The organism is Paraburkholderia sp. GAS199 (assembly GCF_050436585.1).
Taxonomy (GTDB): domain Bacteria; phylum Pseudomonadota; class Gammaproteobacteria; order Burkholderiales; family Burkholderiaceae; genus Paraburkholderia.
In genome coordinates, this window is sequence record NZ_JBNDMM010000010.1 from 103,059 (window position 1) to 125,793 (window position 22,735).

The window sequence follows — 22,735 nt, forward strand, 5'->3', positions numbered from 1 at the left end:
CGCACTGCAATCGATGCGGCGCGCGCGAATCGGGGGAAACGGAAATTACTTCGCGAGCGCGGCTTTGACCTGTGCCGACACGGCGGTCATGTCGGCACGGCCGGCGAGCTTCGGCTTCAGCACGCCCATGACCTTGCCCATGTCCTGCGGACCGGCGGCGCCGGTCTGCGCAACCGCGGCCTGCACTTCGGCAACGATCTCCGCCTCGGACATCTGCGCCGGCATATACGTGGACAGAATAGCCAGCTCGGCCTTTTCCTTGTCCGCGAGATCCGTGCGGGACGCCGCTTCGAACTGGCTGATCGAATCCTTGCGCTGCTTGATCATTTTGTCGATGACGGCGGTGATCGCGGTGTCGTCGAGCGTGACGCGCTCGTCCACTTCACGTTGCTTGATCGCGGCCAGCAGCAGGCGGATGGTGCCGAGACGCTCGGTCTCGCGCGCCCGCATGGCGGCTTTCATGTCGTCGTTGATCTGGTCTTTGAGGCTCATCGTTCACCCGAATGCGTTGAAAATTGAAAAACCAGCCGGTCGATCATGTCGGGTCGCTTCAACACGAATACCCGCTTGGGACTGCTTCCTCAAGCGGGTTGGCACAATGTGCGTAATGGATGCGACCCTGCCGACTGGCCCAAAAAGCCGTGTTGTCCGTGCCGGCGCCTGTCGCGCCGCCACCGGTTGGATGCCGCCGTTCCGTTCGACCGGAACCGCAACAACGCCAGAAACAGTATCAATAGAACTTCTTTGGCAGCATCTGGCCACGCAGACGCTTGAAATGACGCTTCACCGCGGCGGCTTTCTTGCGCTTGCGCTCCGCCGTTGGCTTTTCGTAAAACTCGCGGGCGCGCAGTTCTGTCAGCAGCCCGTTTTTTTCCATCGTGCGTTTGAAGCGCCGCATGGCAACTTCAAACGGCTCGTTGTCTTTTACGCGGATGGTCGTCATTTTTCAATAACGGAACTTTGTAAAGGTTCAGGAGTATATCAGAGCTTTCTCACAAAGCCATGGCGCCGTCAAGCCCCCTGGACATACTCCGCAGCCGCCTGACCAGCCGCCACGCCGGACGCCCAGGCCCACTGAAAATTGTAGCCGCCGAGCCAGCCGGTCACGTCCACCGCCTCGCCGATGAAGTACAGACCCGGCGCGCGGGCGCTCATCATCGTGGACGACGACAGCTCGCGTGTATCGACGCCGCCGCGCGTCACTTCGGCTTTTCGGTAGCCTTCGGTGCCGTTCGGGGTGAGCGTCCAGCGGGCGAGCGCCTCACCGACGCGCCGCAGCGTCTTGTCCGGCAGATCGGCGACACGGGCTTCCGCCGGAATCTGATGGGTCTCCAGCCAGACATGCGCGAGGCGCTGCGGCACCCATTCCGAAAGCAGGTTCGAGATCTGACGTTTGGTGCCGGCTTTCGCCTCCAGCAAGGCCGTGGTGGCGTCCTGTTCGGGCAACAGATTGATATGAATCGGCTCGCCGGGCTGCCAGTAGCTCGAAATCTGCAGAACGCCGGGCCCCGACAGGCCGCGGTGGGTCAGCAGCAGGTCTTCGTTGAACTCGGCGCCGGTCTTCCTGCTGCCGGTTGCCAGTTGCACTTCGAGCGAGACGCCCGCCAGCGCCGAAAACGGTTCCCAGTCGGCCGGCGCGAAGGTCAGCGGAACGAGCGCCGGGCGCGTGTCGATCAGCTTGTGCCCGAACTGTTTGGCGAGCCGGTAAGCGAAGTCGGTCGCGCCGATTTTCGGAATCGACAGACCGCCCGTCGCGACCACGAGTGCGCGCGCCGAGATGGGTCCCGACTGCGTGTCGAGCGTGTAGCGTCCGTCGGCGTCCTGCCGCACCTGCTCGACGCCGAGCGGCGTGCGCCAGGCAATCCGGCCGGCGTCGCATTCGCGCTTGAGAACGTCGATGATCGCGTCGCTCGACTGGTCGCAGAAAAGCTGGCCTTTATGCTTCTCGTGCCACGTCACATGATGCCGCTTGAGCAGCGCCATGAAATCGCGCGGCGTGTAGCGCGCCAGCGCGGAGCGGCAAAAATGCGGATTCGCCGAGAGGTAATTGGCCGGGCCGGCGTACAGATTCGTGAAATTGCAGCGGCCGCCGCCGGAGATGCGGATTTTTTCCGCGAGACGTTGCGAGTGGTCGAGCAGCACCACACGGCGGCCGAGTTGCCCGGCCACCGCCGCGCACATCATGCCGGCCGCGCCCGCGCCGATTACCGCGATATCGAAGGATTCCATGGGGCCGCATTGTACCCGTGCGTCTGCGGCCGCCTACCCGCGCTGCTATACTTTCAGGCTCGCCTTTTCACTTTCGGGCGCGTTCAAACGCCCGTTCTGGTCCACCCATCATGCTCGTACTCGGCATCGAAAGCTCCTGCGACGAAACCGGTCTCGCGCTCTACGACACGGAGCGGGGTCTGCTCGCGCACGCGCTGCATTCGCAGATTGCGATGCATCGGGAGTACGGCGGCGTGGTCCCCGAACTGGCGTCGCGCGACCATATCCGGCGCGCGCTGCCGCTGCTCGAAGAAGTGATGGAACGTGCCGGCACGGCGCGCGGCGACATCGACGCGATCGCCTATACGCAAGGCCCCGGCCTCGCGGGCGCGCTGCTGGTGGGCGCGAGCGTGGCCAATTCGCTGGCCATGGCGTGGGACAAGCCGACCATCGGCATCCACCACCTCGAAGGGCATTTGCTGTCGCCGCTGCTGGTCGACGAGCCGCCGCCGTTTCCGTTCGTGGCGCTGCTCGTGTCGGGCGGACACACGCAACTAATGCGCGTCACCGACGTCGGCGTCTACGAAACACTCGGCGAAACGCTGGACGACGCCGCAGGCGAAGCCTTCGACAAAACCGCCAAGCTGCTCGGACTCGGCTATCCGGGTGGCCCGGAAGTCTCGCGCCTCGCCGAGTTCGGCACGCCCGGCGCGGTGGTTCTGCCGCGTCCCATGCTGCATTCCGGCGACCTCGATTTCAGCTTCAGCGGCCTGAAAACCGCGGTGCTCACGAACGCCAAAAAGCTCGGCGGCGCGAATATCTGCGAGCAGGCCAAGGCCGATCTGGCGCGCGGCTTCGTCGACGCAGCCGTCGAAGTGCTGGCGGCCAAGTCGCTTGCCGCGCTCAAGCGCACCAAGCTCAACCGCCTCGTGGTCGCGGGCGGCGTCGGCGCGAACCGGCAGTTGCGCGAAGCGTTGTCGGCGGCGGCAAAGAAGCGCAATTTCTTCGTCCACTATCCCGACTTGTCGTTGTGCACGGATAACGGCGCGATGATCGCTTTGGCCGGCGCCTTGAGACTGCAGCGCTGGCCCGACCAGTCGGGCAAGGATTACGCATTCACCGTCAAGCCGCGGTGGGACCTCACCTCGTTAGCACGCTGATTCCAACGCCTCCGGGCGCACTGTCGGGACGTAAAAAAGCCGCTTCGTGAAGCGGCTTTTTTGTTGCTGCGAAGCGTGATCGGCTATCAGCCAGCGCGTTTGTCGCGTTCGATCAAGGCGTACGCGCTGTGATTGTGGATCGACTCGAAATTCTCGGCTTCCAGCACGTACGCGACGATCCGCTCGTCCGCGTTCAGACGCTGCGCGACGTCGCGCACCAGGTCTTCGACGAACTTGGGATTTTCGTAGGCACGTTCGGTGACGAACTTCTCATCCGGACGCTTGAGCAAACCCCACAGTTCGCACGAGGCTTCTTCCTCGGCAATGCGGATCAATTCCTCGACGGCAACATCCGCGGCCAGTTCGGCGTTGATCGTGACATGCGAGCGCTGATTGTGCGCGCCGTACTGCGAGATTTTCTTCGAGCACGGGCACAGGCTCGTGACCGGCACCAGCACCTGCAGGAACAGACGCGTCTCGCCGTGACGGGTTTCGCCGGTCAAGGTCACTTCGTAGTCGAGCAGACTTTGCACGCCCGAAACCGGCGCGGTCTTGTTCACGAAGTACGGAAACGATACCTCGATGCGGCCGGCTTGCGCCTCCAGCTTGTCGAGCATGGCGGCCAGCATGGAACGCAACGCGGCCGTGTCGAGCGGCGCCTTGTTTTCTTCGAGCAACGCCACGAAGCGCGACATGTGCGTGCCTTTCTGATCCGCCGGCAGATGCACGTCGAGATTCCAGGTGCCGACGGAAGGCTGCGCTTCGCCGCTTTGCGTACGCACCGTCAACGGATGACGCACGGCCTTGACCCCGACGCGCTGAATGGGAATCTGACGCGTATCCGGCGTGCTCTGCACGTCGGGCATGACAAAGGCGGGATTCATCTGGTTCATGTTCTTGTCCTTTGAGGAAGACGCTCGGGCGCGCCTGATTGCCTGCGCCGCAGCGAGTCTCGTCAGAAGAAACGGAGACTGTCGGGCGCGCGGCGCATAACGATGGATTCAGGCGCTCACGGCGGCCATACGCTTCGGAGTGCGCAATGGCAAACGCCGGACTTGGCCGGCGTCGGATGATGGGCCCGGAGGCTCATCGATTCAAGTTGGAGATTGCTATGGCCGCCATAGCTGCGGCGAACTGCGCAGCCTGGTGACCGTGTGCGCCGCTATTACGCGACGCGTTTTACCGACGATTGACCCGCGACCGCGCCGCCGGAAAGGAAGCGCTCGCGAATCGACCGGGCGATGCCCGCTGCGTCCAGACCGCACGCGGACAGCAGCTTGGCCGGATCGCCATGATCGATGAAACGATCGGGCAGGCCCAGTTGCAGCACCGGCCGGACCACGCCGCTTTCGAGCAGCGCTTCGACGCAAGCCGAGCCCGCGCCGCCCATCACGCAGCCCTCTTCGACCGTGACGATGGCGTCGTGCGTTTCGGCCAGCTGGCGCACGAGTTCGGCGTCCAGCGGCTTGACGAAGCGCATGTTGGCGACCGTTGCGTCGAGCTGTTCCGCCGCAGCCAGCGACGGCGCGACCATCGTGCCGAACGCCAGAATCGCGATGCGCTTGCCCGCCGGTTGCGACGTCTCACGACGGATTTCGCCCTTGCCGAGCGGCAATGCGGTCATCTGCTTCACGGTTGCGACGCCCGTGCCCGCGCCGCGCGGGTAGCGCACCGCCGTCGGGTTCGGCTGCTGCAACGCCGTGTACAGCATCTGACGGCATTCGTTTTCGTCCGATGCAGCCATCACCGTCATGTTCGGGATGCAACGCAGGAAGGCCAGATCGTAGGCGCCCGCGTGCGTGGCACCGTCGGCACCGACCAGACCGGCACGGTCGATGGCGAACACCACCGGCAGATTCTGCAGCGCGACGTCGTGAATCAGCTGGTCGTAGGCACGTTGCAGGAAGGTCGAGTAAATCGCGACCACCGGTTTCATGCCGTCGGCAGCCAGGCCGCCTGCGAACGTCACCGCGTGCTGTTCGGCGATGCCGACGTCGAAGTAACGATCCGGGAAACGCTTCTCGAACTCGACCATGCCCGAGCCTTCACGCATGGCCGGCGTGATACCGACGACGCGCGAATCCAGCTCCGCCGCGTCGCACAGCCATTCGCCGAACACTTGCGTGTAGGTTTTCTTCGACGGCGTGGTGGCGGGCTTGATGCCTTCGGCCGGGTTGAACTTGCCCGGACCGTGATACAGCACCGGATCGGCCTCGGCGAGCTTGTAGCCCTGACCTTTCTTGGTGACCACGTGCAGGAATTGCGGACCACGCAGTTCCTTGATGTTCTGCAGCGTCGGGATCAGCGAATCGAGGTCGTGACCGTCGATCGGGCCGATGTAGTTGAAGCCGAACTCTTCGAACAGCGTGGCCGGCACGATCATGCCCTTGGCGTGCTCTTCGAGCTTGCGCGCGAGATCGAGCATGGGCGGCGCGACGCGCAGGACGCGTTCGACGCCGGCACGCGCCGCCGCGTAGAAGCGGCCGGACATGAGACGCGCCAGATGGCGATTCAGCGCGCCGACCGGCGGCGAAATCGACATGTCGTTGTCGTTCAGGATGACCAGCAGCGGCACGTCGTCTTCGACGCCGGCGTTGTTCATCGCCTCGAAGGCCATGCCGGCCGTCATGGCGCCGTCGCCGATCACGGCGATGCCCATGCGGTTATCGCCCTGCAGCTTGCTCGCGACCGCCATGCCGAGCGCCGCGGAAATCGACGTGCTGGAGTGAGCGGTGCCGAACGTGTCGTATTCCGACTCGTCGCGCTTCGGGAAACCCGAAATGCCGCCCAGCTGACGCAGCGAGTGCATCTGGTCGCGCCGGCCCGTCAGAATCTTGTGAGGATAGGTCTGGTGGCCCACGTCCCACACGATCCGGTCATGCGGCGTGTCGAACACGTAGTGCAGAGCAATGGTCAACTCGACCGTGCCGAGGTTGGACGAAAGATGGCCGCCCGTCTGCGATACGCTGTCGAGCACGAAAGCTCGCAATTCGTCGGCAAGCGGTTGTAATTGGCGGCGATCGAGGCGGCGCAAGGCGGCCGGGTCGTCGATGGTTTTCAGCAAGTCGTACATCGTCGTTCCATTGTAGGAAAACTTACGCGCCCGCACTTCATACATGCACCTCGACAATAAGGTGCGCGGCGGCGGGCTTTCGCGTTTAGCTGACCCGGTTCACCACCAGGTCGGCCAATTCGGCCAGACGCTGCGCACGCGCGCCAAACGGCGCGATCGCAGCGTGGGCGTCGCTGCGCAACTGCGCTGCGAGCGACCGTGACGCCTCTAGCCCAATAATCGACACGTAGGTCGGCTTGCCGTCCTTCGCGTCCTTACCTGCCGTTTTGCCGAGCGTCGCGGAATCGGTCGTGACGTCGAGAATGTCGTCGACGACCTGAAACGCGAGGCCGACGGCGGCCGCATACGCGTCGAGCGAACGCATGGCGTCCGCGTCCGGCGTTTCGCCCGCCAGCGCGCCCATGCGCACCGCGGCACGCAGCAGGGCGCCGGTTTTCATCCGGTGCATGGTTTCCAGTTGCGTACGCGTCAGCGTGTGGCCGACGCTCGCCAGATCGATTGCCTGACCGCCGCACATGCCGATCGAGCCGCTCGCCAGCGCCAGTTCGCGCACGAGCGAAGCCTGCTGGGCCGGCGCCAGCACCTCGGAAGTCAGCGCGACGAACGCCTGCGACTGCAGCGCGTCGCCGACCAGCAATGCCGTGGCTTCGTCATATTTGACATGTACCGTGGGTTTGCCGCGACGCAGGGCGTCGTCGTCCATACAGGGCATGTCGTCGTGCACGAGCGAGTACACGTGGATCATTTCCAGCGCCGCCGCTGCCGCGTCGAGGCATTCGGCGCGTGCGCCGGTCAGCTCGCCCGCCGCGTGGCACAGCAGCGGGCGTACCCGCTTGCCGCCGCCGAGCACGGCGTAACGCATCGCTTCGTGCAGCGTGGCGGGTTCGGTAGCCTCGGTCGGCAGGTAATGTTCCAGTGCCGTTTCGACGCGTTCGAGCACCGCGCGCGTCCATTGTTCGAATGTCATAGGTCGTCCCCGCTTTCAGCAGCGGCTGTGCCTGCGCTATTCATGGGCAGAGGCTTGAGCGTCTCGCCGTCGAGCACGCGCACCTGCTGCTCGACCTTTTCGAGCTGCTGCTGGCAGAACGCCACCAGCGCCGCCCCGCGCCGGTAGGCGCCGAGCGATTCCTCGAGGCTGAGATTACCGCCTTCCATGCGCGCCACCAGCCCCTCCAGTTCGGCCTGAGCAGCCTCGTAGTTCTCGGGCAACGGCGTGGCGTCGACACCTTCTGCAGGCGCGGCGGCAGTCTCTTTCGATGCGGTCTTCGCCATGAATAGTCGCAAAATTAAAACAAGTCGGACATTCTACGGCAAAAGCGACATTTCCGATCCGCTGCCGCCCCTTTACGCGCCTTCGACCCGCTTTCGCCCCCTGCACCGCATCGCCAGTCTCGCAGAAAAAAAACGAAGAGTCTGCGGCGAAAAGAGCGAACTTCCGCAACAATTTTGACCCAAATCAGGCACTTAAGCGCCCCAATAAAGGGGAAACGGGTATAATCGCGGGCTCCCTAAATCGAATCTTCGATGGTTGGGTTGTTCACTGCTTTCACGTCTTCACGGGAGTGGGAATGTCCAATCTGAGCAATGCATTGCAGTTGCGGTCTGTCCACAGCCAGCTGCCAGTCACGGCTTACTTTGACGAAGCGCTTCTAACGCGCGAAATCGAAACCCTTTTCAAGAAAGGTCCTCGCTACATCGGCCACGATCTCATGGTGCCCGAAGCGGGGAATTATTTTGCTTTGCCGAGCGAGAGCGAAGGGCGTGTGCTCGTCCGTAACCAGCAGTCGCAAGTCGAACTGCTGTCGAACGTGTGCCGCCACCGGCAGGCCATCATGCTCAACGGCCGCGGCCAGACGGAGAACATCGTCTGTCCCCTGCACCGCTGGACCTACGACCTGAAGGGCGAGCTCCTCGGCGCGCCGCATTTCGCCGACAACCCTTGCCTGAACCTGGGCGCCACGCCGTTGCAGAACTGGCAGGGCCTGCTGTTCGAAGCGCAAGGGCGTGATGTCGCGCGCGATCTGGCAAAACTCGGCACCAAGCAACACTTCGACTTCTCGGGCTTCATGTTCGATCACGTCGAGGTGCACGAGTGCAACTACAACTGGAAGACCTTCATCGAGGTCTATCTGGAGGATTACCACGTCGCGCCATTCCATCCGGGCCTCGGCAGCTTCGTCAATTGCGACGATCTGACGTGGGAATTCGGCGAGTGGTACAGCGTGCAGACCGTCGGTGTGCACAAGGATCTCGAGCAGCCGGGCAGTCCGACCTACCGCAAATGGCACGACGAAGTGCTGCGTTTCCGCGGCGGCAACCCGCCGGAATTCGGCGCGATCTGGATGGTGTACTACCCCGGCATCATGATCGAGTGGTATCCGCACGTGCTGGTGGTGTCGTGGCTGATTCCGCGTGGCCCGCAGAAAACCACCAACGTGGTGGAGTTCTATTACCCTGAGGAAATCGCGCTGTTCGAACGCGAATTCGTCGAAGCCGAGCGTGCCGCCTATATGGAAACCGCGCGCGAAGACGACGAGATCGCCGAACGCATGGACGCGGGTCGCCGCGCACTCATGAACCGCGGCGAGTCGCAGGTCGGTCCGTATCAGAGTCCGATGGAAGACGGCATGCAGCACTTCCACGAGTTCTTGCGGCGCGAACTCGGCACGATCTGATCGCCGGGTCGAGCATTGGCTTCAGTACATGGAAAGACGGGCTTCGGCCCGTCTTTTTTTGTTTAGACTAACGAGATTGCACGGCCATCCGATCGTGGCGCCAAGCCGCCCGAGCGGAGCCGCCATCGCCCGCATCGAGGAGACGTCATGCCGCACACCCACTACACCACGTTGATCTCTGCCGCGAACCTCGCCGAGCGTCTTACCGCCGCGCCGGGCAGCGTATTCGTGATCGACTGCCGCTTCGACCTGGCCGACCCGGAAGCGGGCGAAAAGGCCTACCTGGCCGGACATCTGCCGGGCGCACATTACCTGAATCTCGATCGCGATCTGTCGGGGCCGAAAAACGGCACGAACGGGCGTCATCCGTTGCCGGACCGCGCACGTCTGGTGGAAACGCTGGAGTCACGCGGACTCAAGCAAGGTCAGCAAGTGGTCGCTTACGACGCCCAGGGCGGTATGTACGCGGCCCGCGCATGGTGGTTGCTGCGCTGGCTCGGCCACGATTCCGTCGCACTGCTCGACGGCGGCCTGCAAGCCTGGCAAGCCGCCGGCCAACCGCTCACGCAAGACGTGCCGCCGCAGAACACCGGCGACTTCAAGGCCGGCGCGCCGCTGGCGGTCACGATCGACGCTCAGAGTGTCGAGCGCAATCTGGGCAGCAAAGAGCGCATCGTCGTCGATGCGCGTGCGAACGATCGCTATCGCGGCGAGAACGAGACGCTCGACCGCGTCGGCGGTCACATTCCCGGCGCGCTCAACCGCTTCTTCAAAGACAACCTCACCGCCGACGGCCGCTTCAAGCCCGCCCACACGTTGCGCGAAGAATTCCATACGCTGCTGCCCGACACGCAGCCCGAGCATGTCGTCCTGCAATGCGGTTCGGGCGTGACGGCCTGCGTGAACGCGCTCGCCATGGAAATTGCCGGCATGCACGGCGCGGCGCTCTACGCCGGCTCCTGGAGCGAGTGGACGTCCGACCCGAAGCGGCCGGTCGCAACCGGCGCGAACCCCTGAGGTGGTCAGGCCACGCCGTGCTGCTTGAACCACACGAGCGCACGGCGCCAGCCGTCTTCCGCGTCGGCTTTCTTGTAGCTCGGGCGGTAGTCGGCGAAGAAGGCGTGGCCGGCGTCGTCGTACACCACGAATTGCGAGCCGCGCCCGGCTTGCGGACCTTGCGCGATGGCCTGCTTCATCTGTTCCAGCGTGTCCTGCGGAATGCTCTGATCCTGCAGACCATATAGACCCAGCACCGGCGCATGCAGATCCGCGACTTCGTCGAGCGGATTGGCCGGCGTCATGGCGTTTTTATTGCCCGTCACGCGACCATACCAGGCTACGCCCGCCTTCAAACGCGGATTGTGCTCCGCATACAGCCAGGCAATCCGTCCGCCCCAGCAAAAGCCGTTCACGCCGAGCCGGTTCAGATCGCCGCCATGTTCGCCGGCCCAAGCCACCGTCGCGTCGAGGTCGCCCATCACCTGCGCGTCGGGCACCTTGCTGACCAGTTGCTCGTTGAGCTGCTGCATGCTCGTATAAACGGTCGGATCGCCCTGCCGTTCGTACAGATTCGGCGCGATCGCGAGATAGCCCTGCTTGGCGAAGCGCCGGCACACGTCGGCAATATGTTCGTGCACGCCGAAAATCTCATGAACGACGATGATGACGGGCAAGTGCGCCTTGCCTTTCGGCTGCGCGCGGTACGCCGGGACCAGCGTGCCGCCCGAACGGACCGCCACTTCGCCAGCTTCGAGGCCGTCGCTATCGGTGTGAATGGTTTGCGCCGACACCGGCAGGACCGCCGCGGCGAAACCGCTGCCGAGCGCAGCCTTGATGAAGGTGCGGCGGTTGAAGGGAACGTGCGGAATCAGGCTGTCGATTTCGGGCTTCAGCATGCGGCGCTCCTCGGTTGACGTGGGAGGCAACAGGATACGCCTTTGGCGTGTCCCGTTGCAGATGCAACCTTGGCGCGCGAACTCAGTGCAGCTTGACGCGCGGCAGCGTGGTCCGGCGCAGCCAGTGCGCGAAAGTGTCGAGCACCATGCGCGCGTAGCCGTGCAACGCAGCGATATGCAGGCGGTACAGCGACATGTACATGAAGCGTGCGAACAAACCTTCGATCAACATATTGCCGCCGATCACGCCGCCCATCAGATTGCCGACCGCGCTGAAATGGCCGAGCGACACCAGCGAGCCGAAGTCGTGATACGTGAATTCCGGCAGCGGCCGGTTTTCGAGGCGAGCGGCGAGCGCCTTCATCAGGAAGCTCGCCTGCTGGTGCGCGGCTTGCGCGCGCGGCGGCACGTTGCGCTCGGTGCCCGGCCACGGACACGCCGCGCAATCGCCGAGCGCAAACACGTTGTCGTCGATTTCGGTTTGCAACGTGCGGCGCACGACGAGTTGACCGAGCCGGTTCACCGGCAGGCCGTCGAGCTGGCTCAAAATGGCGGGCGCCCGGATGCCGGCCGCCCACACGGTCAGATCGGCGCGCACGGTTTTGCCGCTCGCGGTACGGATGATGCCTGGCGCAACCTCGGCAACCGTTTCCCCGATCATCAGCTTGACGCCGAGTTTGGTGAGCAGTTCGGCGGTTGCCGTGGAGACGCGCTCCTGCAAGGCGGGCAGAATGCGCGGGCCGGCCTCGATCAGCACGATGCCGACATCGTGCCGCGGGTCGAGCTTGTGCAGCCCATACGCCGACAACACCTGCGCCGTGTTGCGCAACTCGGCCGAGAGTTCGACACCCGTCGCGCCGCCGCCGACAATCGCCACCTGAATACGCGGCTCGGTGGACGCCGACGCATCGTGGCCCGACTCGACCGGTTCATGCACCTGATGCTCGGCGCGCATGCACGCGGCGATCAGCCGCTTGCGGAAACGTTCTGCCTGGCTGACGGTGTCGAGCGCGAGAGAAAATTCCGGCGCGCCTTTTACGCCGAAGAATGCCGTGGTGCTGCCGATCGCAATGACCAGCGTGTCGTACTCGAGTTCGCGTTCGGGAATCATCTCGGCACCGTCGTCGTCGAGCACGGTGCCGATCGTGATGCGCCGGTTGGCGCGATCGAGACCGGTGAGGTCGCCCTGCTGGAATTCGAAGCCATGCCAGCGCGCCTGCGCGGCATATTCGAGTTCCTGCGTGAATGGGTCCATGCTGCCCGCCGCGACTTCATGCAGCAGTGGCTTCCAGATATGCGTGGGATTCCGATCGACGAGCGTGACTTGCGCACGCAAGCTGCCTTTGTTCTTATGGGGTGCGTAGCGATCACCCAGACGCGTCGCCAGTTCCAGTCCCCCCGCGCCCCCGCCAACGACGATAAATCGATGCATTGAACTCTCCGTGTTTGCCGATGGCTATGCCGATGGATATCCGTAGCGACGGCGCGAAGCAGGCGCGCCGTCCATCTGATGATTGTCAGCGAGGGGCAAGGGTTGTCACAAGGCGTCCGTGCATATAGGCGACATGCAACGGACGCTATCGCGCGAAGAGACTCCGCTTCATTGCAGCGTCATTGACGCATCAATGTGCTTCTTCCCAGTTCAGGCCGGCGCCCACTTCGGCGACCAGCGGCACCTTCAGCGAAGCAACGCCGCACATCAACTCGGGCAGGCGCTTGCGTACGTCCGACAACTCCTCGTCCGGCACTTCGAGTATCAGTTCATCGTGCACCTGCATGATCATGCGAGTACCGATCTTAGACGTTTCGATCCAGTTCTGCACTGCGATCATGGAGAGCTTGATGAGATCGGCAGCCGTGCCTTGCATCGGCGCGTTGATCGCCGCGCGTTCCGCCGCCTGGCGACGCGGACCGTTCCCGCCGTTGATCTCCGGCAGCCACAGGCGACGGCCGAACGCCGTCTCCACGTAACCCTTGGCCTTTGCGCTCAGACGGGTTTCGTCCATATAACGCGCGACGCCCGGATAACGCGCAAAGTAGCGGTCGATATACAGCTTGGCGGCGTCACGCGTAATACCGAGATTCGCGGCGAGACCGAACGCGCTCATGCCGTAGATCAAGCCGAAGTTGATGACCTTCGCGACACGCCGCTGGTCGTTCGACACTTCGAGCGGCGTCACGCTGAAAATTTCCGCCGCGGTTGCGCGGTGGATGTCTTCGCCTTGCGAAAACGCACGCAACAAGGACTCGTCGCCGGAGATGTGGGCCATAATTCGCAGTTCGATCTGCGAGTAATCGGCGGAGACCAGCTTGTGTCCCGGCGGCGCGATGAACGCTTCGCGAATGCGGCGGCCTTCGCCCGTGCGCACCGGGATGTTCTGCAGATTCGGATCGTTCGACGCCAGCCGGCCCGTCACCGCCACTGCCTGCGCGTAGTTCGTATGCACGCGGCCCGTGGCGGCGTTCACCATGCGCGGCAGCTTGTCCGTGTAGGTGGACTTCAGCTTCGACAAACCACGGTGTTCGAGCAGGATCTTCGGCAGCGGATAATCCTCCGCGAGCTTCTGCAGCACTTCTTCGTCGGTGGACGGTGCGCCGCTCGGCGTTTTCTTGACCACCGGCAACTCGAGCTTCTCGAAGAAAATCTGTCCGATCTGCTTGGGCGAACCGAGATTGAACTCGCCGCCCGCCAGCACGTACGCTTCGCTTTCCAGTTGAATCAGACGCGTGGCGATTTCGCTGCTTTGCGCGCGCAGCTTGTCGGCGTCGATCAATACGCCCGTGCGTTCCATCTTGCGCAGCACGCGCGAGGTCGGCACCTCGATCTGGCGATACACGTACTCCAGCGTTTTTTCGGCGGCAACCTGCGGATACAAGGCCTGATGCAAACGCAGCGTGATATCCGCGTCTTCGGCCGCGTATTCGGCGGCGATTTCGAGCGACACTTCATCGAAGCCGATCTGCGACGCACCCTTGCCCGCCACTTCCTCGTACTTGATGGTCTTGATGCCGAGATGACGCAGCGCGAGACTGTCCATGTCGTGCGTGCGATGCGATTCGACCACGTACGATTCCAGCAGCGTGTCGTGCTCGACGCCCCGCATTTCGATGCCGTAGTTCGCCAGCACCTGCTCGTCGTACTTCATGTGCTGACCGACCTTCTTGTGCTCCGCGCTTTCGAGCCACGGCTTGAGCTTCGCAAGCACTTCGTCGCGCGGCAATTGCACGGGCGCGTCCGGGCCGCGATGCGCGAGCGGCACGTAGGCCGCCTGCCCCGGCTCCACGGAGAGCGACAGGCCCACGATCTGCGCGGTCATCGGATCGAGCGAAGTGGTTTCGGTATCGAAGGCGGTGAGTTCGGCCGCGTTGATGCGTTCGAGCCAGACGTCGAACTGTTCCCACGTCTGCACCGTGTCGTAGTGCCGTTCCACGTCGACCGTGAGTGCCGGCGCCACGTCGGTTTCCGGACCTTCCACCGCGTCGGCGATCTCGACTTCGCGCAGCCAGGTCTTGAAGCCGTGGCGCGTGAACACGTCGCGCAATTCTTCGCGCGATTCCGGCCGGCTTTGCAGACTCGCCTCGATCGACTCGATATGGCCGGTCAGATCGCAATTGCGCTCGACGGTAACGAGCTTTCTCGCCATCGGCAGAAAGTCGAGCGCGCGGCGCAGATTGTCTCCTACCGCACCTTTGATCTCGTCAGCGTGTGCGACGATGCCATCGAGCGAGTCGTATGCCGTGAGCCATTTCAGCGCGGTTTTCGGCCCGCATTTCTCGACGCCCGGCACGTTGTCCACCGTATCGCCGATCAGCGACAGATAGTCGATGATGCGCTCCGGCGGCACGCCGAACTTGCCGATCACGCCGGCGCGGTCGAGCGTTTCGTTGGTCATCGTATTGATGAGGGTGACATGATCCGTCACGAGCTGCGCCAGGTCCTTGTCGCCCGTCGAGACGATCACGTTCATGCCGTGCTTTTCGGCCGCGGTGCTGAGCGTGCCGATCACGTCGTCGGCCTCCACGCCTTCGATCATCAGAAGCGGCCAGCCGAGCGCGCGCACGGCGACGTGAATCGGCTCGATCTGACGCGAGAGGTCGTCGGGCATCGACGGACGGTTCGCCTTATAGTCGGGATACCAGTCGTCGCGGAATGTTTTGCCCTTGGCGTCGAACACGCACGCGCTATACTCTGCTGTGACTTCCTTGCGCATGCGCCGCAGCATGTTGATCATCCCGTAGAGCGCGCCCGTCGGTCCGCCGTCGGGGCCGCGCAGATCAGGCATCGCATGGTAGGCCCGGTACAGATAACTCGAACCGTCGACCAATAGCAGGGTCTTACCTTCAAGGCTTCGTTCTTCAGGCATTATGACTAAGAGAAAAGTGATTCCGAGTCTGCGATCGCTCGCAGATCAAGAGCGCGCAACGGCCAAGAAGGCCCGCGCATCGTGGCAGATGTTTACGATTATGGCAGAGTTTATCGAGGCGACCGAGTACCTCTCGGAGATTCGCCCGGCTGTCAGCATCTACGGTTCAGCGCGCCTGAAACCGAACTCGCCCTACTACAAACTCGCCACGCAAATCGCCCGCAAGCTGTCGGACGCCGGCTTCGCGGTGATCTCCGGCGGCGGCCCCGGCATCATGGAAGCGGCCAACAAGGGCGCTCATGCAGGCAAGGCGCCGTCGGTCGGTCTGAACATCGAGTTGCCGCATGAGCAGTCCGGCAATCAGTGGCAGGACATCTCGCTGCGTTTCCGTCACTTCTTCACGCGCAAGGTCACGTTCGTCAAGAATTCGGACGCCGTGATCGTCATGCCGGGCGGCTTCGGCACGCTCGACGAACTCGCCGAAGTGCTCACGCTCATTCAAACCAAGAAGTCGCGCCACGTACCGATCATTCTGGTCGGCGCCGAGTTCTGGGAAGGTCTGCTCGCGTGGTTCAAGAACTCGCTCACGCCGATGGGCCTCATCAATCCGACCGACATGGATCTGATGCAGGTGATCGACGATCCCGACCAGGTGCTGGAAGCCGTGCTCAAATTCTACGAAGATCGCGAAGAGACCGAGCCGCAACCCACCAAGTCGGACGAAGACCGCATGTTCTATCTGTAACGCGTAGAACGCGTTTCGCGCCCCGGCGCGAAGCGTGAAAACGCGTCGATACCAGCGGGCAGCTTTCAGGCTGCCCGTTTGCTTTTTGGCGGGCGATTTTGCGGCCTTTTCCGCGTCGCTCTTCGCGCGCTCGATATGGGCCGTTACGCCGGCCTGTCGACGTCCTCGCCGGTTTCAATGGCGGCGTCCTGCGCAGTCTGATTGCCCTGCTCCTCGAGCCACGCGCAAAACTGGGCGACCAACGGCGCGTCGGCCACCTCACGCCGCGCGACCCACCAGTAACCGCGCGCGTCGATACGCGGGCCAGCCAGCGGTGTGACGAGTCGACCGGACGCGAGTTCGTCCGCCAGCAGCGGCAACGGTCCGAGCGCGACGCCGAGTCCATCCACCGCGGCTTGCAAGGCGAGGTAGAAGTGATCGAAGGACTGCTTTTTGCGGCATTTCGCCGTGACGCCGGCCGACGCCAGCCAGTTGGACCAGGCATCGGGACGCGTGTCCGAATGCAGCAGAACGTGGCGAGCGAGATCGTCGGGCACGTTCACCGGCGACCGCTGCAATAACGCCGGACTGCATACCGGGATTTCGCTCTCGCCGAGAAAATGGCCGTTCGCGCAGTTCGGCCAATGCGCCGGGCCGCGTCGCACGGCGACATCAAAACTATCGAGCGTTTCCACCGGCGCGTTCGACGTCGCGAGGCGCAGCTCGACGTTCGGCACCCGGCGCTGGAATTGATGCAGGCGCGGCAGCAGCCATTTCATCGCGAACGTCGGCAGCGCGTTCACTCTCAGGACCTGCACCACACCGGTATCGCGCAACTGGTCCGTGGCGAGCGCGATGCTGTCGAAGGCGGCCTGCACGGTCGTGAGATAGCGACGGCCGTCGTCGGTCAGACGCACGCGCTTGCCGTGACGACGAAAAACCTGCACGCCGAGCCAGCTTTCGAATGCGGCCACTTGACGGCTGATTGCACCGTGCGTCACATGCAGTTCGTTGGCTGCCGCCGTGAAGCTTTCATGCCTTGCAGCGGCTTCAAAGGCGCGCAGCGCGGGAAAAGGAGGAAGATTGCGACCCATGCTTGTGATTCTAGATCACAAAGCCACGCGCAGAAATCGTTTTGCCTGCCGCCGGTTCAGCGCTAACCTTCTGTGCTTGAACTCGAAGCATAACGACATGGATCACGACCTCACTTCCGCCGAACCCGCACTGGCGCCCCCACCCACGCTGCGGCAGATCTTCGGCGGCTTTCTCGGCCTTGGGCTGATTTCCTTCGGCGGCGCCTTGCCGCTGGCGCGACGCGCGCTCGTCGAGCAACGGCGCTGGCTCACCGGCGCCGAATTCACCGATCTGCTGGGCCTGTGCCAGTTCCTGCCGGGCGGCAACGTCATCAATCTGTCGGTCGCGATCGGCATGCGCTTTCGCGGCGTGCCGGGCGCGCTCGCCGGCTTGCTTGGGTTGATCGCGGGACCGTCGCTGGTGGTAATCGGCTTGGGCGTGCTGTACGAACACACGCAAAACGATCCACATGTGCGCCATCTTTTCGCCGGCCTGGCGGCGGCGGCCGCCGGCCTGCTGATTTCAATGGCGGTGAAAATCGTGCTGCCTCTGCGCAACAAACCGATGGCCGCGCTCATCGCGGCGCTCGGTTTCATCGCCATCGCCATTCTGCGTCTGCCGCTGCTGCCGACCATGCTGGTCCTCACGCCGCTCAGCATCTACATTGCATCGAGAACTGCACGATGAACGACACGCTCATTTCTCTTGCGCTGATTTTCAGCCAGCTTTCGCTGCTGGCATTTGGCGGCGGCAACACGATCCTGCCGGAGATGCAGCGCCAGGTGGTCGACGTGCATCACTGGATGCCGGCCAGCGAGTTCAGTGCGCTGTTCGCGCTGGCGCAGGCCGCGCCGGGACCGAACCTGATGATCGTGACACTCATCGGCTGGCACGTGGCGGGATGGTCGGGCATGCTGGTGACGTCCGTGGCGAAGTTCGGGCCGTCGTCGCTCGTCACGATACTGGCGCTGCATGCGTGGGATCGCTTCAAGGACCGTCCGTGGCGCCGCTACGCGCAGCTGGGACTGGTGCCCGTCACGGCCGGCATCGTCGCGGCGAGCGCGGCCTTGATCGCCGAGGCCTCGAACCCGACGGCGATTGCGTGGGCCATCTGCGCGGCCACCGCCGTGCTGGCGCTCAAGACGCGCATTCATCCGTTGTGGCTGCTGGCGGCAGGCAGCCTGATCGGCCTCACCGGCTTCGGTCAGTTCTAAACCGCACGCCGGCAACGGGCGCGCCTTCCGCGCCCGCCTTCCTGTCGACCCGCCGACTTACTGGAACGCCACTTCCGCGAAGCTGCGCAGCTTGCGGCTATGCAGACGATGCAGGCCGTTCATGCGCAGCAGTTCCATGGCTTTCACGCCGATCTGCAGATGCTGGTCGACCTGCGCGCGGTAGAACTGATCGGCCATGCCGGGCAGTTTGAGTTCGCCGTGCAAGGGCTTGTCGGACACGCAAAGCAAGGTGCCGTAAGGCACGCGGAAACGGAACCCGTTTGCGGCGATCGTCGCGCTTTCCATGTCGAGCGCGACGGCCCGGCTTTGCGACAGACGCTGCACCGGCTCGCGGTGATCGCGCAGTTCCCAGTTGCGGTTATCGACACTTGCCACCGTGCCGGTACGCATCACGCGCTTCAGCTCGACACCGTCCAGTTGCGTGATTTGCGCGACTGCGCGCTCCAGCGCCACCTGCACTTCGGCGAGCGCCGGAATCGGCACCCACAGCGGCAGATCGGCATCGAGCACGTGATCTTCGCGTACGTAGCCGTGTGCCAGGACGTAGTCGCCGAGACGCTGGGTGTTACGCAAACCGGCGCAGTGTCCGAGCATGATCCACGCATGCGGGCGCAGCACGGCAATGTGATCGGTGATCGTCTTGGCGTTGGACGGCCCCACGCCGATATTGACCATGGTGATGCCGCTGCCGTCGGCGCGCTTGAGGTGATACGCGGGCATCTGCGGCAGACGCGGCGGCGCGGTGCCTTCCTGCGCCTGTTCGCCGAGATTCTCGTTGTAGGTGACGACGTCGCCCGGCTCGACGAACGACGTGTATTCGCTGCGGTACGCGCGCAGTTCTTCGTCGTCGGTATGGGCCATCATCGTGCGGCCGAGTTTGACGAATTCGTCGATATAGAACTGATAGTTCGTGTACAGCACGTAGTTCTGACAATGCGTGGGCGAAGTCGCCGTGTAGTGCTTCAGGCGATGCAGCGAAAAGTCCACGCGCGCCGCCGTGAAAAGCGCCAGCGGATGCGGTTCGCCCGGCAGCGGCTCATAGGTGCCGTTGACGATGCGGTCATCGAGCAGCGCGAGGTCGGGCGTGTCGAACACGTCGCGCATCAGGAACAGGCGCTCGCGGTCGAGATCGCCCTCGAGGTGAATGCCTTCGGCGTAAGCGAAATGAATCGGAATGGGCTGATCCGACACGCCCACTTCGATCTTCACATGATGATTCTTCGCCAGCAGACGCAATTGCTCGCGATAGTAATTGCCGAACAGGTCAGGCCGCGTGACGGTGGTTTCGAACACGCCTGGCCCCGCGACAAAACCGTACGAGCGGCGCGAGTCGATATGCGTGTTGACTTCGGTGCGCACGCGTACGAACGGGTAGCAGGCACGCACCCGGCGCTCGAACAGTTCGTTGCGGCGATAGCGCGCGAAGGCGTCGCGCAGGAACGAAGTGTTCGCTTCGTAGATGGCCGAAAGGCGGGTGACGGCGTCGGCGGCGTCGTCGAACGATTCGGTCGGGAAGCTGTTGGCGGGAGTCTGCACCGCGCGTTGATTGGTATCGTTGTTCATCTTCATGTGCCCCTATTGATGAGACGACATTACCACGGAACACGGTCTCGCCGAATGACCTTGCCGCACCGGAACCGATGCCGCTGTTGCGCGCGCACACAAGCCCGACGGGATTGCGCGCAGACCGCCCGAAAGCGGCGCAAAATAAGGCGATCGCCCCCGTAGCCAAGGCCGGATTTGCTAGAATCGGGGCACCATTTTGGAGAATCACCATGAAGCCGCTCCTTCCCGTCGCCGTTGCACTGGCCCTCGCCTTTGGCAACGCCGCGATGGCTGCCCAGCCCGTCGACGCCACGCCGCCTCCGGATCAGCCGCAATCCGCTAATGAACGAGCCGGCCTGCCCGATCTTCAGGCAATCAACCGGCCGGCCGCGGAAGTGAGCTCGAAGGTCGAAATCAACGTGCCGCGCACGCCGAGCTTCTACGAACGCAGCGCGAACGGCACTGAAATCACCGAATACCGCGACAAAGGCAAGCCCGTTGAAATCAACGTGCATTCGAACCTCGGCACGCACTACCAGATGAGCGCGCCGCTCGACACCTCGCCAACCGTGCGCGACAACGGTCGCGCGAGTACACGTTTGCCGTCCGTGAATCTGTCATATTGACGCCGGCCGGTGCCGCGCGTCGCGGCGCGGCGTGCTGCCGTGCGAGGTTCTCACGCGCGGCGCCTTGGCGATTCTGTCCGCATGCTGCTCGCGTGAAATCGTTTCGGTCTGCCGCAGCCTGTCCAGCGCACCGCGCCGTATTCTGCGCCACCCGTTTTACCGGCGCCGACACCGCACCGTCAGATTACCGACACCTCACTGCCTCATCTCGCACTGGCCCAACGCGCCAGCCCGACCAACCTGATCCGACGCTTCCCGCATGGCTGTCTTCACCGCTGTCACCGAACCCCAACTAGCAGAATGGATGCGCCACTACGATCTCGGCGATGTCGTCGAGTTTCGCGGCATCTCGTCCGGCATTGAAAACAGCAACTTCTTTCTGACCACGACGCGCGGCGAATACGTCCTCACCATTTTCGAAAAGCTGACGGCGGACCAACTGCCGTTCTACCTCGATCTGATGCGCCATCTGGCGGCGCACCGCGTGCCGGTGCCGGACCCGATGCCGCGCGAGGACGGCGCGCTGTTCGGCCTGCTGCACGGCAAGCCCGCCGCCATCGTCACCAAGCTCGAAGGTGCGCCGGAAATGGCGCCGGGCGTGGAACACTGCGTCGAAGTCGGGCAGATGCTGGCGCGGATGCACCTCGCCGGGCGTGATTACCCGCGTCATCAACCGAATCTGCGCAGCCTGCCATGGTGGCGCGACAACGTGCCGACCATCCTGCCGTTCCTGGAAGGCGAACAGCGCGCGTTGCTGTCGTCGGAACTGGCGCATCAGGAAGCGTTCTTCGCGTCGGACGACTACGCCGCGCTGCCCGAAGGTCCGTGTCACGCCGACCTGTTCCGCGACAACGTACTTTTTGCCCATGCCGCGCCGGAAACCGGCCACGAAGTACGCCTCGGCGGCTTTTTCGATTTCTACTTCGCCGGCTGCGACAAGTGGCTGTTCGACGTCGCCGTGACGGTCAACGACTGGTGCGTCGATCTCGTCACCGGCAAGCTCGACACGGCGCGCACTGAAGCGCTGCTGCGCGCTTACCAGACGGTGCGGCCGTTCACGGCCGAGGAAAATCGCCATTGGGGCGACATGTTGCGTGCGGGCGCGTACCGTTTCTGGGTCTCGCGCCTGTATGATTTCCACCTGCCGCGCGCCGCGGAACTGCTCAAACCGCATGACCCCGGCCATTTCGAGCGCATTCTGCGCGAACGCCTGGCCGGCGTCGCTCTTCCTGGCACCCATACCTCATGCAACTGATCGAAGTCCCCGCGAAAACCGGCTATGTGTGGTTCCGGCAGGGTATCTGGCTGTTCCGCAAGAACCCGCTCGCGTTTCTGACGCTGTTCTTCACCTATCTGCTGGTGATGACGCTGGTTTCGCAGATTCCGGTGATCGGCGGCGTGCTGCCGCTGATGTTCATTCCCGGCGTCGCGGTCGGTTTCATGGCGGCCTGCAGAAATACGATTGCGGGCAAGCCGGTGTTCCCGACCATTCTGGTCGACGGTTTCCACTCGTACGGACCGGTGGTCGCCAAGCGCCTGCTCGTGCTGGGCGTGCTGTACGTGATCGCCATGGCGCTGGTGCTCGCGGGTTCGGCGCTCGCCGACGGTGGCATGCTGCTGAAAGTGATGCTCGGCGCCGCCACGATGGATCAGGATGCAATCGCCAACAGCGACATCCCGCTCGCCATCATGACCGCGTTCGCCTTCTACGTTCCGGTCGCCATGATCTTCTGGTTCTCGCCGGTTCTGATCGCGTGGCACGACGTGCCGCCCGTCAAGGCGATGTTCTTCAGCGTGATCAGTTGCTGGCGCAACCGTGGCGCGTTCATCGTTTTCGGCGCGTTGTGGTTCGCGGTGGCGATGACGGTGTCGCTGGGTTTGTCGGCGCTCATGCAACTGGTCGGCGCGGGCGACTTCGCGTTCGCCGTTCTCATGCCCGCCACGATGATCGTCACGACCATGCTGTACTGCTCCTTCTACGCGACCTATCGCGGCTGCTACGGCGTGCAGACGCCCGAAGCACCCGACCTGCCGACCACGCCGGCAGCCTGAGCGTGTCTCGCGGCGCGGGCGCTGTTCTGGCGTCCGCCCGCCATCTTGTCTTGCGTCGCCGCGTCCCCAACTGATTCTTCCTGACGGCACCCGAATGCGCCGTC

The 22,735-nt window shown here is 63.6% G+C and carries 22 protein-coding genes; 10 read left to right on the forward strand and 12 right to left on the reverse strand.

The genetic code is table 11. The annotated features are described in order from the left end of the window. Positions 1 to 45 precede the first annotated feature (45 nt). From P3T18_RS31345 to P3T18_RS31355, 3 genes are all read right to left on the reverse strand, one after another. The gene (locus tag P3T18_RS31345; protein WP_429303853.1) at positions 46 to 492 is read right to left on the reverse strand and encodes a GatB/YqeY domain-containing protein; all 447 of its coding nucleotides are present in this window, start codon (positions 490 to 492) and stop codon (positions 46 to 48) included. Between the two features lie 238 nt (positions 493 to 730). Beyond that, positions 731 to 943 (reverse strand): 30S ribosomal protein S21, encoded by a 213-nt coding sequence (rpsU, locus tag P3T18_RS31350; RefSeq protein WP_028196180.1) that lies wholly within the window; start codon positions 941 to 943, stop codon positions 731 to 733. Between the two features lie 68 nt (positions 944 to 1,011). After that, the gene (locus tag P3T18_RS31355; RefSeq protein ID WP_429303854.1) at positions 1,012 to 2,229 is read right to left on the reverse strand and encodes an NAD(P)/FAD-dependent oxidoreductase; all 1,218 of its coding nucleotides are present in this window, start codon (positions 2,227 to 2,229) and stop codon (positions 1,012 to 1,014) included. Positions 2,230 to 2,339: 110 nt separating this feature from the next. On the opposite strand from P3T18_RS31355, the gene tsaD reads away from it, so the two are divergent. Then, positions 2,340 to 3,368 carry a tRNA (adenosine(37)-N6)-threonylcarbamoyltransferase complex transferase subunit TsaD gene (tsaD, locus tag P3T18_RS31360; RefSeq protein ID WP_429303855.1) on the forward strand — a complete coding sequence of 343 codons (1,029 nt, stop codon included), beginning with the start codon at positions 2,340 to 2,342 and terminating at the stop codon, positions 3,366 to 3,368. 86 nt (positions 3,369 to 3,454) lie between these two features. Here the strand turns inward: tsaD and folE2 are convergent, their stop codons facing one another. From folE2 to P3T18_RS31380, 4 genes are all read right to left on the reverse strand, one after another. Beyond that, on the reverse strand, positions 3,455 to 4,261 hold the full coding sequence (gene folE2 / locus P3T18_RS31365; protein ID WP_429303856.1) for a GTP cyclohydrolase FolE2: 807 nt from the start codon (positions 4,259 to 4,261) through the stop codon (positions 3,455 to 3,457). 272 nt (positions 4,262 to 4,533) lie between these two features. Then, the gene (dxs, locus tag P3T18_RS31370; RefSeq protein WP_429303857.1) at positions 4,534 to 6,441 is read right to left on the reverse strand and encodes a 1-deoxy-D-xylulose-5-phosphate synthase; all 1,908 of its coding nucleotides are present in this window, start codon (positions 6,439 to 6,441) and stop codon (positions 4,534 to 4,536) included. Positions 6,442 to 6,526: 85 nt separating this feature from the next. After that, complete coding sequence (locus P3T18_RS31375; RefSeq protein ID WP_429303858.1) at positions 6,527 to 7,408, reverse strand: polyprenyl synthetase family protein; 882 nt, start codon at positions 7,406 to 7,408, stop codon at positions 6,527 to 6,529. After that, positions 7,405 to 7,713 (reverse strand): exodeoxyribonuclease VII small subunit, encoded by a 309-nt coding sequence (locus P3T18_RS31380; RefSeq protein ID WP_429303859.1) that lies wholly within the window; start codon positions 7,711 to 7,713, stop codon positions 7,405 to 7,407. Before P3T18_RS31380 ends, P3T18_RS31375 begins: the two co-directional genes overlap by 4 nt. Between P3T18_RS31380 and P3T18_RS31385 the strand changes: the two genes are divergently transcribed. The 3 genes from P3T18_RS31385 to P3T18_RS31395 all read left to right on the forward strand — a co-directional run bounded on the left by P3T18_RS31385 (position 7,712) and on the right by P3T18_RS31395 (position 10,133). Next, on the forward strand, positions 7,712 to 7,891 hold the full coding sequence (locus P3T18_RS31385; RefSeq protein ID WP_429303860.1) for a hypothetical protein: 180 nt from the start codon (positions 7,712 to 7,714) through the stop codon (positions 7,889 to 7,891). The two genes, P3T18_RS31380 and P3T18_RS31385, sit on opposite strands and share 2 nt — an antisense overlap. A 118-nt stretch (positions 7,892 to 8,009) precedes the next feature. Continuing rightward, positions 8,010 to 9,116 carry an aromatic ring-hydroxylating oxygenase subunit alpha gene (locus P3T18_RS31390; RefSeq protein WP_429303861.1) on the forward strand — a complete coding sequence of 369 codons (1,107 nt, stop codon included), beginning with the start codon at positions 8,010 to 8,012 and terminating at the stop codon, positions 9,114 to 9,116. Between the two features lie 147 nt (positions 9,117 to 9,263). Then, entirely contained in the window at positions 9,264 to 10,133 is an 870-nt protein-coding gene (locus P3T18_RS31395) for a sulfurtransferase (protein ID WP_429303862.1), read from the forward strand. A gap of 5 nt (positions 10,134 to 10,138) precedes the next feature. Here P3T18_RS31395 and P3T18_RS31400 read toward each other — a convergent pair whose 3' ends face one another. The 3 genes from P3T18_RS31400 to polA form a co-directional block, all read right to left on the reverse strand. Further along, positions 10,139 to 11,011: a dienelactone hydrolase family protein gene (locus P3T18_RS31400; protein ID WP_429303863.1), complete on the reverse strand. Its 873-nt coding sequence runs from the start codon at positions 11,009 to 11,011 to the stop codon at positions 10,139 to 10,141. A gap of 82 nt (positions 11,012 to 11,093) precedes the next feature. Continuing rightward, positions 11,094 to 12,443 (reverse strand): NAD(P)/FAD-dependent oxidoreductase, encoded by a 1,350-nt coding sequence (locus P3T18_RS31405; RefSeq protein WP_429303864.1) that lies wholly within the window; start codon positions 12,441 to 12,443, stop codon positions 11,094 to 11,096. A 190-nt stretch (positions 12,444 to 12,633) separates the two neighbouring features. Continuing rightward, on the reverse strand, positions 12,634 to 15,375 hold the full coding sequence (polA, locus tag P3T18_RS31410) for a DNA polymerase I (protein WP_429303865.1): 2,742 nt from the start codon (positions 15,373 to 15,375) through the stop codon (positions 12,634 to 12,636). Position 15,376: 1 nt separating this feature from the next. Between polA and P3T18_RS31415 the strand changes: the two genes are divergently transcribed. Then, positions 15,377 to 16,120 (forward strand): TIGR00730 family Rossman fold protein, encoded by a 744-nt coding sequence (locus P3T18_RS31415; RefSeq protein WP_106282655.1) that lies wholly within the window; start codon positions 15,377 to 15,379, stop codon positions 16,118 to 16,120. 143 nt (positions 16,121 to 16,263) lie between these two features. Here the strand turns inward: P3T18_RS31415 and P3T18_RS31420 are convergent, their stop codons facing one another. After that, entirely contained in the window at positions 16,264 to 17,193 is a 930-nt protein-coding gene (locus P3T18_RS31420; RefSeq protein ID WP_429303866.1) for a transcriptional regulator GcvA, read from the reverse strand. Between the two features lie 97 nt (positions 17,194 to 17,290). Here P3T18_RS31420 and P3T18_RS31425 point away from each other — a divergent pair, with 97 nt between their 5' ends. Together P3T18_RS31425 and P3T18_RS31430 are read left to right on the forward strand one after the other, a co-directional pair. Further along, a complete protein-coding gene (locus tag P3T18_RS31425; protein WP_429303867.1) occupies positions 17,291 to 17,860 on the forward strand; it encodes a chromate transporter in 570 nt (189 codons plus the stop codon). Continuing rightward, the gene (locus P3T18_RS31430; protein WP_429303868.1) at positions 17,857 to 18,387 is read left to right on the forward strand and encodes a chromate transporter; all 531 of its coding nucleotides are present in this window, start codon (positions 17,857 to 17,859) and stop codon (positions 18,385 to 18,387) included. The genes P3T18_RS31425 and P3T18_RS31430 overlap by 4 nt, the downstream gene beginning before the upstream one ends. 57 nt (positions 18,388 to 18,444) lie before the next feature. Here P3T18_RS31430 and P3T18_RS31435 read toward each other — a convergent pair whose 3' ends face one another. Beyond that, positions 18,445 to 19,971, reverse strand: coding sequence for an AMP nucleosidase (locus P3T18_RS31435; RefSeq protein WP_429303869.1), 1,527 nt, complete (start codon positions 19,969 to 19,971; stop codon positions 18,445 to 18,447). 212 nt (positions 19,972 to 20,183) lie between these two features. On the opposite strand from P3T18_RS31435, the gene P3T18_RS31440 reads away from it, so the two are divergent. From P3T18_RS31440 to P3T18_RS31450, 3 genes are all read left to right on the forward strand, one after another. Next, a complete protein-coding gene (locus P3T18_RS31440) occupies positions 20,184 to 20,579 on the forward strand; it encodes a hypothetical protein (RefSeq protein WP_429303870.1) in 396 nt (131 codons plus the stop codon). A 259-nt stretch (positions 20,580 to 20,838) separates the two neighbouring features. Then, complete coding sequence (locus P3T18_RS31445) at positions 20,839 to 21,834, forward strand: homoserine kinase (protein WP_429303871.1); 996 nt, start codon at positions 20,839 to 20,841, stop codon at positions 21,832 to 21,834. Continuing rightward, entirely contained in the window at positions 21,825 to 22,631 is an 807-nt protein-coding gene (locus P3T18_RS31450; RefSeq protein WP_429303872.1) for a BPSS1780 family membrane protein, read from the forward strand. The genes P3T18_RS31445 and P3T18_RS31450 overlap by 10 nt, the downstream gene beginning before the upstream one ends. The last annotated feature ends 104 nt before the right edge of the window (positions 22,632 to 22,735 follow it).